13 protein-coding genes are annotated in these 11,780 nt (G+C 63.6%); 5 read left to right on the top strand and 8 right to left on the bottom strand.

Translation table 11 applies throughout. The annotated features are described in order from the left end of the window. Positions 1-43: 43 nt before the first annotated feature. On the bottom strand, positions 44-1,321 hold the full coding sequence (locus H2510_RS08650) for a nitrate/nitrite transporter (RefSeq protein ID WP_186627895.1): 1,278 nt from the start codon (positions 1,319-1,321) through the stop codon (positions 44-46). A 56-nt stretch (positions 1,322-1,377) separates the two neighbouring features. Between H2510_RS08650 and aroQ the strand changes: the two genes are divergently transcribed. The 3 genes from aroQ (at position 1,378) to H2510_RS08635 (ending at position 3,237) form a co-directional block, all read left to right on the top strand. Continuing rightward, positions 1,378-1,851, top strand: a complete 474-nt coding sequence (aroQ, locus tag H2510_RS08645) for a type II 3-dehydroquinate dehydratase (RefSeq protein WP_261392819.1) — start codon at positions 1,378-1,380, stop codon at positions 1,849-1,851. An 83-nt stretch (positions 1,852-1,934) separates the two neighbouring features. After that, positions 1,935-2,657, top strand: coding sequence for a thioredoxin domain-containing protein (locus tag H2510_RS08640; protein ID WP_315901299.1), 723 nt, complete (start codon positions 1,935-1,937; stop codon positions 2,655-2,657). A 10-nt stretch (positions 2,658-2,667) separates the two neighbouring features. Then, complete coding sequence (locus H2510_RS08635; RefSeq protein ID WP_186627891.1) at positions 2,668-3,237, top strand: vitamin K epoxide reductase family protein; 570 nt, start codon at positions 2,668-2,670, stop codon at positions 3,235-3,237. Here H2510_RS08635 and H2510_RS08630 read toward each other — a convergent pair. Next, positions 3,234-3,617: a RidA family protein gene (locus H2510_RS08630; RefSeq protein ID WP_315901298.1), complete on the bottom strand. Its 384-nt coding sequence runs from the start codon at positions 3,615-3,617 to the stop codon at positions 3,234-3,236. The genes H2510_RS08635 and H2510_RS08630 overlap by 4 nt on opposite strands. 249 nt (positions 3,618-3,866) lie before the next feature. Between H2510_RS08630 and H2510_RS08625 the strand changes: the two genes are divergently transcribed. Next, complete coding sequence (locus tag H2510_RS08625) at positions 3,867-5,285, top strand: bifunctional lytic transglycosylase/C40 family peptidase (RefSeq protein WP_186627890.1); 1,419 nt, start codon at positions 3,867-3,869, stop codon at positions 5,283-5,285. 58 nt (positions 5,286-5,343) lie between these two features. Further along, positions 5,344-6,123 carry an acyl-ACP thioesterase domain-containing protein gene (locus H2510_RS08620; RefSeq protein WP_186627888.1) on the top strand — a complete coding sequence of 260 codons (780 nt, stop codon included), beginning with the start codon at positions 5,344-5,346 and terminating at the stop codon, positions 6,121-6,123. On the opposite strand, the gene H2510_RS08615 is transcribed toward H2510_RS08620, so the two are convergent. Genes H2510_RS08615 through H2510_RS08590 form a run of 6 tightly spaced genes read right to left on the bottom strand, consistent with a single transcriptional unit; the run spans position 6,042 to position 11,575 of the window. Next, positions 6,042-7,532, bottom strand: coding sequence for an AMP-binding protein (locus tag H2510_RS08615; protein WP_186627886.1), 1,491 nt, complete (start codon positions 7,530-7,532; stop codon positions 6,042-6,044). The two genes, H2510_RS08620 and H2510_RS08615, sit on opposite strands and share 82 nt — an antisense overlap. Positions 7,533-7,541: 9 nt before the next feature. Further along, positions 7,542-8,144 carry an energy-coupling factor transporter transmembrane protein EcfT gene (locus tag H2510_RS08610; RefSeq protein ID WP_186627884.1) on the bottom strand — a complete coding sequence of 201 codons (603 nt, stop codon included), beginning with the start codon at positions 8,142-8,144 and terminating at the stop codon, positions 7,542-7,544. Next, positions 8,141-8,821 (bottom strand): energy-coupling factor ABC transporter ATP-binding protein, encoded by a 681-nt coding sequence (locus H2510_RS08605; RefSeq protein ID WP_186628131.1) that lies wholly within the window; start codon positions 8,819-8,821, stop codon positions 8,141-8,143. Before H2510_RS08605 ends, H2510_RS08610 begins: the two co-directional genes overlap by 4 nt. Next, positions 8,818-9,945: a thiolase family protein gene (locus H2510_RS08600; protein WP_186627882.1), complete on the bottom strand. Its 1,128-nt coding sequence runs from the start codon at positions 9,943-9,945 to the stop codon at positions 8,818-8,820. Before H2510_RS08600 ends, H2510_RS08605 begins: the two co-directional genes overlap by 4 nt. Further along, entirely contained in the window at positions 9,942-11,048 is a 1,107-nt protein-coding gene (locus tag H2510_RS08595) for an AMP-binding enzyme (RefSeq protein WP_186627881.1), read from the bottom strand. The genes H2510_RS08600 and H2510_RS08595 overlap by 4 nt, the downstream gene beginning before the upstream one ends. Next, a complete protein-coding gene (locus H2510_RS08590; protein WP_088942907.1) occupies positions 11,045-11,575 on the bottom strand; it encodes a biotin transporter BioY in 531 nt (176 codons plus the stop codon). The genes H2510_RS08595 and H2510_RS08590 overlap by 4 nt, the downstream gene beginning before the upstream one ends. Between the last annotated feature and the right edge of the window lie 205 nt (positions 11,576-11,780).

The raw sequence follows: 11,780 nt of genomic DNA, 5'->3' as shown, positions 1-11,780 counted from the left end.
ATCCGATTTGTCAGACGCGCAGCCCTGCCACCGCAGCGTCCATTTACGATTTTCGACGCGACTCGAAAATCTCCCGGATCGTGCGCGGGTGGATCCCTTCATCGGCCAACTGCCGTCGAGTCTTGCGTCGCGTCAGCAAAACCCCGGTGATCGCAACCACCCACACCGGATACTGCGCCAGAAACGCCAACCGAAACGCGTCGAACGTGTACCCGCCGTTCGCTTGCAGGATCGCCCCGATGGACGCGATCACGAGCAGCGAAGCCAGAAATCCACCGATGTTCACCATTCCCTGGGCAGTGCCGAGATTGGCGCTCGGATTGAACGTGCGGGCGTAGTCGAATCCGATGACCGACCCCGGTCCCCCGACCGAAATGACAACGACGAGCATCACCAGCAACCACAGTGGCGCCGGGCCCGGCAGCGTGAGAACGATCGTCCACATGACGGCATTGCTGATCATGATGGCCAGCACCAGCCACGACCGCCGCATCGGGTACCGGCCCGTCAGAAATCCGAGAAGCAAACCGGACACGACGGCCGAGAACACCGAGATGGACAGCAACACACCTGCGGTCGATGCAGACAGACCCTGCCCCGAAGTCAAGTACGGGATTCCCCACAACAAAGCGAAAACGGTGATGGAGAACTGCGTCCCCATGTGGCTGAAGAAACCGAGACGAGTGCCCGGGCGTCGCCACACCTGCCCGATCGTGGCGAGAGTCTCGCCCATCGAGGTAGACGACTCGACAACCTCCGATCCTGGCGGTACATCACGGATCAACACCAGTGCCAGGACGAACGCAAGGAAACCGAGCGACGCGGCACTGCCGAACGCAAACGTCCAGCCCGGGCCGTCGAGCAACATCAAGAACGGCACCGCCGACAGAATCTGACCGGTCTGACCTAGCAAACCGGTCAGCTGCGACACGACAGGAACCTGGCGCGGAGCGAACCACCGCGGGACGAGCCGCAGTACCGAAATGAAGGTCAACGCATCGCCCACCCCGACGAGCGCCCGTGCGGCGACCGCCACCGGAAGCGACTCCGTCAGCGCGAGCGTGATCTGCGCGATCGTCATCAGCAGAGCACCGAGCGCAATCATCTTGCGTGAACCGACGCGATCCAACACCACACCGGCAGGAATCTGCATCGCGGCGTAAACGACGACCTGAAGAACGACGAACGACGACAGCAGCGACGGGCTGACCGAGAACCGATCGGCCGCGTTCAGGCCTGCCACTCCGAACGCGGTGCGGTGCAGGACGGCCACGATGTACGCGAAGACGCCTACACCCCAGACCAGCCACACAGCTTTCACTAGGACAGTGTGCCAACGACCTGTGAAATGATCTCCTTCGGTAGTACGCGCCCTGAATGAAAGTGAGCAATCACATGGTCGGCGACTCGAGCGCGGCCCGAGGACACATCCTCGTGCTCAACGGACCGAACCTGAACATGCTCGGTACTCGCCAACCCGAGGTGTACGGCCACGAAACCCTCGCCGACGTCGTCGCACTGTGCGAGAAAACCGCCGCTGCGCACGGCCGAACCATTCGCGCCGAGCAGTCCAATCACGAGGGACAGCTCATCGACTGGATACACCAAGCACGCGGAACCGCGTCGGGAATCGTCATCAATCCCGGCGGTCTGACGCACACATCCGTGGCATTGCGCGACGCACTCGTCATCCCCGAAGTCCCCATCATCGAGGTGCACATCAGCAATGTGCACGCTCGCGAGGAATTCCGTCACCACTCGTTCGTATCCCCCATAGCCAGCGGCGTCATCGCCGGCCTCGGAGTGGCGGGCTACGGATTCGCCGTCGAACGAATCATCTCGCTGACCTGACTCTCCAGCGCTCAGCCTGACCTCAGGTTCACCCGCCTATGATTGTCCCGGACTTCATTGGTCGGGCGAGCAAGGGATCTGCAGTGAGCAACGAGAGCAAGAAGAAGGCACAGGCTGCCGCAGCAGGCATGCAAGGGAAAGACAAGAAGCGACGCACGCTGATCCAGATCGGCATCGCCGCTGTCCTGGTCGCCTTGATTGCCGCGATCGGATTCTCCATTGCATCGAAGAACTCCGACTCCGACGCACCGGCCGCAGCCCCTTCGTCGACTCAGGACAACGGGGCGATCCGAATCGGTGATCCGAATGCTTCGGTCGTCGTCAGCGTCGTCGAGGATTTCCAGTGCCCGGCGTGCAAGCAGTTCGAGTCGATCAGCGGAGACACGCTCGCCGAACTGGTCGCGGACAACACCATTGCCGTCGACTACCGCCCGATCGCGATCCTCGATCGCATGTCCTCGACCAACTACTCCACGCGCGCCGCGAACGCGAGCCTGTGCGTCGCCGAAGCCGATGCCTCCGCGTGGCCTGCCTGGCACAAGGCGATGTTCGATCAGCAGCCGGCCGAGGGCGCTGCAGGCCTGAGCGACGACGAGCTCGTGGCCATCGCCCGGCAGGCAGGCATCGAAAGCCAGGAGCTGTCGAGCTGCATCACCGGCGGCACCTACACCGACTACGTGACGAGCCAGACGAAGGCCGCGCTCGACGAGGGCATCTCGAGCACACCGACTGTCTCCGTCAACGGAAAGGTCGTGTCGAACCCGACTCCTGACGCTTTGCGCGCCGCGATCACCGCTGCGCAGTGAAGGGTGTGAAGTGAGAGCGAGTAGAGCCACCGCCTGGGTCCTTACGATCGGCGGATTTCTCGGTCTCCTCGGGGCGCTGACCCTGACCATCGAGCGAATCAAATTGCTCGAAGACAGCGCATACGTGCCGTCCTGCAATCTCAATCCGGTGCTGTCCTGCGGTTCGGTCATGACGACCGAGCAGGCTGCGTTGTTCGGGTTCCCCAACCCGATCCTCGGAATCGTGGCCTTCACCGTGGTGCTGATGACGGGGATTCTGACGTTCGGCCGAATCGAACTGCCGCACTGGTATTGGCTGGGTCTCAGCACCGGCACGGCAATCGGTGTGGTGTTCGTGCACTGGCTGATCTACCAGAGCCTCTACGAGATTCATGCGCTGTGCCCTTACTGCATGGTCGTGTGGGCAGTGACGATACCGATCTTCATCGTCTCGCTGTCCCAACTCGTCGACCGCGAACACGCCGGCGCCGTCACCCGAGTTCTCCTCGAATGGCGCTGGACGATCTTGGCGGTCTGGTACGCAATCGTCATCGCAGCCATCGGAATCGAGTTTTCCGACTACTGGTCGACGCTCGTCTAGAGCACCGCGATCGCATCGATCTCGATCAGCAACTCGTCCATCGCGAGCCTGCTGATTTCGACAACGGTCTGCGCAGGCCTGCTCTCGACGAACAGCTCACCCAAAATGCCGGTGTACGTGTCCAAGTCACCGAGGTCGGTGAAGTACACGGTCAACTTGACGACGTTTGCCAAGGTGCCGCCGGCCGCGTCGAGAATGAGACGAATGTTCTCGAACGCCAACCGGATCTGAGCCGAGACGTCCCCGATGCCCGCGAACTGACCATCTGCGGTGATCGACGTCTGGCCGGACAGATACAGCGTGCGGTCGGCGTTCTCCACGACGACGCACTGCGACAGTAGCTGTGCACCGGGGTCCCACACGGTCTTGGGCGACAGCACGTATTTGTCGATGATCTTCGCTCCCCTTGCTCGGATAGTCGATAGTGATTTCTCACCGCCAACTTACGCGGAACACCAGCTCGGGTCGGTGCAACGTGTGGGTCGGGGGCGAAATTTTTGTCGACAGGCACTAGAACGTGTTCTATTTCGCTCCGCGATTCGATTCCAACGTGCATGATGTGTGAGTCACCTCACATGGATGAGTTGACATGGAACGTCGGGGAGAGCTCGAGCACCAGGAGTTGTTACATGGCAGGCGATCCAATCGCAGTCATCGTTGCCGTAATCGTGTCCGCTGCAGGAGCGGTGGCGGCGACGGACCTTCCCCCACAGGTCAAAGACGGCGCCCACAGCGTCGCGGCGGCCGCGGAGGACACCGGTCCAGCGTTGCAGAAGCAACTCGATGACCTGCTCGGTACATTGCCCACGCCGGCAGCTGATGTCGCGGGCACTGCCCTCGACAACGCAGCGACGGCCGTCGAAGATGCAGCCGAACCGATGTTGCCCCCGAAGCCAGCGGAACCCGCCAAGCCGGAAACTGCTCCCGTCGCCGACGTTCCGGCGCCTGTTGCCGCCGCGATGTCGACGTCAACCGATACGACCACTACGCCAAGCGCCTTTGCGCCCTCGGTGTTTCCCACCAACGCAGGATCGGTCCAGTTCGGCGGATTGACGTATTCGCTCGGGCAGATCACCAACCAGACCGCGTTCATGCCTGCCGCCGAAGCACTCCGGCGGGCGCTGTTCCCCGGTCTACCTGCGACTTTCACCGGAGTCTCGCTGTCACCGATAGGTGCAATCACCGCATTCGTGCCGTGGCTGACACGCGCAGGATCGATCTGTGGCGGAGTCAAAGCACCGACCATCGCCGCGTTGTACGCAGCGGAGAACGGATTCCGGCACGGGCCGACCGCACCGGTATCGGTGTCCGGTGCCCGCGGGCCAGGCCAGTTCATGCCCGCCACCTGGCGAACCTACGGCAAAGATGCCGACGGCGACGGCGTAGCCGACATCAACGGCATCGCCGATTCGGTGATGGCATCGGGAAACCTGCTCTGCGACATCAACAGCCAGGTCGAGAAATGGAAGTCGGCCGGATTGGTCAAGGGTGACAGTCTCGACCTGACCATCGCCGGTTACAACGCCGGCGCAGGCGCGGTCCTGAAGTCCGGCGGAATGCCCTCGGGAACACCCGATTACGAGAATCAAACAAAGCCGTACGTGGCCAAGATTCGCGCGACGGAAATGCAGTTCGCCGCAATCCTGACGCCGTTCGCCGGCATCGATATCGCCGGTATCGGTGGACGAGCAGTGCAGCTCGCCATGGACTACCTCGGCCTGCCGTACGTGTGGGGCGGCGGCAACATCAACGGGCCGTCCGGAGGTGGGTTCGACTGCTCGGGGTTGACGTCGTACGCGGTGTTCAAGGCCTCCGGCGGCACGGTGACACTCCCCCGAACCTCCGAGACCCAATGGGGTGTCGGCACCGAGATTCCGTTGTCGATGGCTCAGCCCGGGGATCTACTGTTCGGAAACTGGCAATCCGGTGGGCCAGGGCACGTGGCCATCTACATCGGCAACGGTCAGATGGTCCACGCCCCCACCACCGGCGACGTCGTCCGCGTCGCTCCGGTCTTCGACGGGATGAAGGCTCGTCGAGTTCTCTGACCCGCACCGGGTAGGTTCGGTGCGAGCACGAACCCACCGGTAACAAGGAGCGACACACGTGGACAATGCCGGAACCGTAGAGCCAGCGGGCTTCGACGACGCCCTGGCACCACTACCTGCCGAAGGTGAAGGGTTCGAAACCGATTGGCCGGTACGTACCGGTGACGTCGCCCCGGCCGGCCGCTTGCGCTTCGATGGAATCGCTCGCTACCTGCAGGACATCGGCTCGGACAATCTCGCAGCGACACCTCTCGGTCTCACCGATCCTTTCTGGATCGTTCGACGTACAGTCATCGACGTCCATGAACCCGTACAGTTTCCCGACCACATTCACCTGCGGCGCTGGTGTTCGTCGATGTCGACTCGTTGGTCCAACATGCGGGTCTCGATGTCGACCGGCAAGGGCGGTTCCATCGAAACCGAGGGCTTCTGGATAAGCATCAGCGCGAAGACCGGCATGCCGACACGGATCAGCGACGATGCCCTCGACATGCTTGCCCGCACCACCGATCAGCATCGACTCAAATGGAAGGCATGGCTCACCGAGCCGGTTCCGTCCGAGTCGGATTCAGATATCCAGTTTCCGTTGCGTGCGACCGACATCGACTCGTTCGATCACGTCAACAACGCGGCATACTGGCATGCCGTCGAGGAGTTCCTGGTCGATTACCCCGATCTCGTCTCCGGACCACACCGGGCCGTCATCGAGTACCTGTACCCGGTTCTCGGCAAAGAACAGGTCGACATTCGGCACCGCTACGAAAGTGGTTCGCTCACAGTCTGGTTCGTCGTCGACGGCGCAGTCCGGACCGTTGCGAAAATCGCCCCGATCTCTTGACGATCGACCTTGCCCCGCGGCGTCCGCGGCAACTGTTCGAGCGTCAGAATTTGCACCGGAATACTAGGGCTCGGTAGTTCTCGGCGCAGATGCCGCCAAATCTCGGCAGTCGACGGCGGGTTCGCACCTTCCACGATCACCACCGCGGGGACTTCACCCATGCGGACGTCCGGAACTCCGACACACGCTGCCTCCACAATGCCCGGAATCGCAGTGAGCGCGGTCTCGATGGGAGCCAACTCCACATTCAGGCCCGCCCGAATCAGAATGTCGGTGTCCCGGCCGAGCAGCGTCAGTTGTCTACCCTTGAGACTTCCCGTGCGGCCCTCGAGACTTTCACAGCGCTCCAGGTTTTCACCGCCGTCCCGATTTTCACCGCTTCCGAGTCTTCCCCGGTCCCCCACGGTCATCCATCCGTCGACGGGGCCGCCGGCCACACCGTCCTCGGTGAGGTAGCCGTCGAACAGCATGTCACTGCGCACATGCACGATCGAGTCCCTGATCTCGACGTCGACGCCGTCGAACAATGTCCCCGGTCCCGGATCGATGCCGCGGTCGAAGGAGACGAAACTCAACTCCGATGCGCCGTAGAAGTGCACGATCGAGGCATTCGGAAGAGCTTCCTGCAGCGCCGATCGGCCGAAAGACGGCCAACGCGCCGCACTGGACAGCACTTCGCGCACACTCGGCACCGGTCCGATCCCGGACCGGACCACATCCCAGGCAATAGTCGGAACCGAATACAGGTGTGTCGCGCCGCTGGGAAGCGAACTGTTCACCGGTCGGACGTCGACGGTCGCGCCGCGGGTGAGTCCGTGCAGCGCACCGTAGAGGAAGTGCGTGTGATCGAGCGCCCCCGGCGTCGCCACGCGGTCGCCCGCGCGGATGTCGAATGTCGAATCGGAACGGTCGAGGGTACGGGCCCAGGATCGTTGATCGCGGACGAACAGTTTGGGTTCCCCCGTCGTTCCCGAGGTGATTCCGATGAGAAGTTCACTGTCGTCGTCGGCAGCACCACGGGTCCGAACACCCTCGACCTGGATGCTGTCGACAGAAGTCGGGGCATCGGCTCCCATCCTCCGCAGCCGCGCATGCTGATTCGGTGCTGCCAGAACAACATCGGGTCGCGTCAGAGACAGCACGCGGGCGAACTGCTCGGGCAGCAAGTGACGATGCAGAAGCACCACACCGATTCCCGACGCCATCGCCGCTGTCACGGCTACGAGCGACCCGATGTCCGACGTCGGCAGCACGGCCACTCTTCGCATTCCCGACATGCCTGCCGTCGTGGCTGTGACCAGCTCACCGAACTCGCCGTATGTCACTGCGCCTCGCCGGTCGACGACGGCAAGCGAGGAGGGCTTGTCGTGGATATGCCGCGCGATCCGATCGGTCAGTAGTTCGCTCACTGGAGGACCTCAGTCATCGTCGACACCCCGCGCGACGAGTGCATCGCCCATCGCGTCCGCGGTGCGCAGCGCACGAACCAGCACGGGTGTCACGAGCGCGGTCATGGACCACTGCAGGCCGCGCGCCTTCCGTGCCTCGGCGACCTCGTGCACGATGGTCGCCAGAATGGGAATGCACCTGATCGCCAGGGCGAGCATGAGGCCGATCCGGTCGGGGTCGACGCCGAATCTCCGCAGCGGCCCCAGAGCGCGGGTGACTGTGTCGAGCATGTCGGTCACGCGAGTGGTGAGCGTGACCAGCGCCGCCAACGCCACCGAGATCAGCAGTACGCCGCACACCACGACAGCACGAGCGGGAGAAGTGATGATCACCTGGAAGATGCCGATGATCAGCAGCATCCAGATGATCGGGCGCAATTGGGCGAGAGCAACTTTCACAGGTATACGAGCAAGGAAGAACAGTGCCGCGACCAGCGCAGCGACGATGCCTACCTGAATCGGCGTCCGGACTACGACGGTAGCGGTGACGATCGAGGTGATGAGCAGGAGCAGCTTCACCCCCGCGGGCAATCGGTGCAGGAACGACGTCCCCGGCCGATACAAGCCGATCATTCGACGAGTTCCCGATACGCGGGAACCGCATCTTCCGGGGTGCCGTCGAACGCGATCAGCCCGTCGTCGATGACGATGACGCGCTCGAAGCTGTCCAGCAGCGCCAGATGATGCGTCACTACGATCACTTGCTGATCCATCGAATCGAGCGCCTCGGCGACGACGCGGGCATTGCGCAGATCGAGGAGCGTCGTCGGCTCGTCGGCAATGACGACCTCGGGGCGTCGGATGAGGACGGCTCCGATCGCCAGGAGTTGCTTCTGCCCGCCGGACAACAGATGGGACGGATGCTCTGCGTGGTGGTCGAGGCGGAATCGCACCAGGATTTCTTGCACACGTTCGGCGATCTCGGCCTTGCTCAGTCCCGAACGGCGCAGCGAGAACGCGAGATCCTCCGAGACAGTCGGCATGACTATCTGCGTATCAGGATCAGTGAAGACGAAGCCGACCTTCTTCCGGACCTGCGCGCCCTTCCTGGATGCGTCCACACCGTCGACGGTCACCGTCCCAGACGTCGGCGCCAACAGACCGTTGATCATCCGAGCCAGTGTCGACTTACCCGAACCGTTGGAACCGATAATCCCCACACGCCGCTCACTGAACCGAAGGTTGATGCCGCGCAACACCTCACGATCACCGAACGCGTGCTTGACGCCCTCGAACACGACTTCGCTCACCATGCACGCTCCACGATCATCGCAATCCCTTGTCCGCCGCCGATGGCGCACGCAGCCAGTCCCAACTCGGGGCCACCGTCAGCCAGCATCTGAGAGGCCAAGCGCACCAACAGGATCGCGCCCGATGCCCCCCACGGGTGCCCCATCGCAATGGCGCCACCCTGCGGGCACAGTAGGTTTTCATCGAGCCCCAGTTCGTCCGACACCGCGAGTACCACCGCCGCAAAAGCCTCGGTGATCTCCACGACTCCCACATCCGAGAGGGCGACGCCCGTTCGACGCAACACCTTCTCGATAGCGGGAACCGGCCCGAGGCCGGGCAACGCCGGATCCGAGCCGGCGACGGCTGCGCCCAGAACACGCAGCGCTGGAAGACCTTTCGCGCGCGATTCGGTGGTGACTGCGAGCGCCGCTGCGCCATCGGAGATTCCGCACGAGTTGCCGGCCGTACCGGTACCCGACGGGGAGAAGCTCGGGCGAAGCCGCGCCAGCCGTTCGGCGGTCATATTCGATCTGATGCGCTGATCTCGCTCGATCCCGGCGATCGGCACGATCTCGGACGTGAAGTTCGATTCGGCGGCAAGCCGGTGTGACCGTGCGGCATACGCGTCCAGGCGAACACGGTCGATACCTCGAAGGCGAGCAAGATCGTCGGCAGCGACGCCCATGTCCGGGTCCGGAAAGCTGTCGGGCGCAAAGGGCGCACGGGTGTAGCGAACTGGTTCCGACCCCGCCTGCGGTGGCCAGAACCGCCACGGTGCGGTACTCGCCGATTCGACTCCGCCCGCAAGGATCACGCTCTCGTCCCCGCTGCGCACCCGCATCGCGGCCTGCATCACCGAATCGAGCCCCGAACCGCACTGCCGATCGACCGTCACCCCCGGCACCTCGACGCCGAGGCCGGCGCTCAGTGCAGCAATACGGGCCGGATCGCCGCCAGGCCCCAGACAATTGCCGAGAACCACGTCGTCCACTGCGTCCTCGCAACCCGATTCACGCAACGACGCCAACACCGCCCGCAACACCGGCGCAGCGAGGTCGGTCGTCGTCAGATCGGCAAATCCGTGACCGGCTGTACCGATCGGGGTCCGCCACGGAGCGACGAGAACTGGAGCGGAGGTCATGAGATCGAGTCTGTCACCCTCGCGCGGGCGATCTTGCCGCTACCTGTGCGAGGCAGAGCCGGGACGACGATCCAGCGCCTGGGCACGGCTTCACGGAACAAGCGTCCACGGGCCTCGGCCTTGACGGAATTGACGTCCGCCCCCTCGTGAAGCTCCACAACGGCAGTCACGGTCGCACCGAGCACCGAATGCGGCGTGCCCACGACAGCTGAAGCCCGGACACCGTCGATCGAATCCAGCACCAGTTCGACGTCCTCCGCGATCACCGTCGTTCCGCCCACGTTGACCGCGGCATCACCGCGCCCTCGCACGACGAGCTGCCGATTCGGCCCGAGCTCGGCGAGGTCTCCGACACCGAACCACTCCGGAGCTCCGAGGACCCGATACGGCGAGCGCACGAACAGGAGCCCGTCGCGAACCTCCGCTTCGAGGCCTGCCAGCAAAGTCAACGGTGCCGGCACCCGACGCGCAGCGACCAGGGACAGCTCTGCCGCCCCGTAGTACTCGACGAGTTCGATGCCGTGCGCGCGTTCCTGTGCTCCCGCATCCAGGGCCGTACCGGCCACGACGGCGAGGCGAAGCGCCGGTGCTCGATCGAGGAGATCGCGAAGGACCGCTGGGACGGCGTGAGCCACCGTCGCACTCGCACTATCGTCAGTGACACAGGCACCGATCCACAGAGCATGGACGGAAGCGAACAGATGCATCGTGGCGTGCAACGGACCGGTGACCAACACTCGATCAGCAGCGGTGATGCCGGTGATCGAGGTGAACTCGGCGAAGCTGTCGGTCCACGACGCAGCAGTGCGGGCCAGCGCGCGCGGCCTACCGGTCGAACCCGACGTCGCAACGAGCAAGAACGCGTCGGGCTCCACGGTCCCGCGGAGCGGCCTGGCGTCCGGATTCTCCACGCGCACCGCTGCCCCCTGACGCGCAGCGGCGAACACACAGATCAGAGCATCGGGAAGGTCCAAGTCCGACGCGTCGTGCATGCGAGACTGCGGCCATCGGTCGATGGCGGCGTCGAGCTGTTCGTAAGTAAGGGCTCGCCCCTTCCAGTCGATCGCAAGGTCGGATCCACTGCTGCCGAGGAGCAGACTCACGAACGAATCAGGCCGGGATACGCTCGGTGCACACTTTTGGCGACGACGGCGCCGATGACGACCTTCACCAGGTCACCAGGGATGAAAGCGAAGTTGGTGGAGATCGCGCCCCACACGCCGATGTCGGTGCGCAGCAACAGGCCGATCGTGCCGAAAATGTAGATGATCACGATCGCACCGAGGGCATTGATCGCCAAACCGAGCGCTATCGGATATTTCGGGAGGATGCGAGCCGTCAGCAGGCCGATGACGAACGCCGCCGGAATCCACCCGATGAGATATCCGGCGCTGGGGCCCGCGAGTGCTGTCAGGCCGGTGCGGCCACCGGACAGCAGAGGCAGACCGATGAGGGTCAGTGCGATGAACACCACGACGGCGGCCGTGCCTTTTCGGGCACCGAGGATCGCACCGGCGAGGATGACACCGAGGGTCTGGAGCGTGATGGGAACGCCACTGAAACCCACCGTGATTGCGCCAGGAAGTCCCAGGGCGGCCAGCAGCGCGGCGAAGACGGCTATCTGCGCCATGTCCCGTGCAGAAATCCTTACCTTGGAACCGGACACTGCTTCGGAACTGGACGCTGCCGAGCTCTGTGCACCTTCGAGACCTGCCATGACGACTCCTTGTGAGCGCAAACTTGAACGGCGTTCAAGGTAGCAGGTACTCACCCCGAGGTCTGCATCGCGACCTCCGCTGCGCAAGCATATGGATGTGGTGGCCCCGGCCCGATAC

This window comes from Rhodococcus sp. BP22 (assembly GCF_014281965.1).
Lineage (GTDB): Bacteria > Actinomycetota > Actinomycetes > Mycobacteriales > Mycobacteriaceae > Rhodococcoides.
Note: the sequence above shows the minus strand (reverse complement) of the source record. Positions and strands in the feature narration are given on the sequence as shown.

What these genes read in the sequence shown, in the direction of transcription:
- aroQ (WP_261392819.1), top strand. Translation starts at nt 1,378, where the DNA reads ATGAAAGTGAGCAATCACATGGTCGGCGACTCGAGCGCGGCCCGAGGA.
- H2510_RS08625 (WP_186627890.1), top strand. Translation starts at nt 3,867, where the DNA reads ATGGCAGGCGATCCAATCGCAGTCATCGTTGCCGTAATCGTGTCCGCT.
- H2510_RS08610 (WP_186627884.1), bottom strand. Translation starts at nt 8,144, where the DNA reads ATGATCGGCTTGTATCGGCCGGGGACGTCGTTCCTGCACCGATTGCCC.
- H2510_RS08600 (WP_186627882.1), bottom strand. Translation starts at nt 9,945, where the DNA reads ATGACCTCCGCTCCAGTTCTCGTCGCTCCGTGGCGGACCCCGATCGGT.
- H2510_RS08590 (WP_088942907.1), bottom strand. Translation starts at nt 11,575, where the DNA reads ATGGCGCAGATAGCCGTCTTCGCCGCGCTGCTGGCCGCCCTGGGACTT.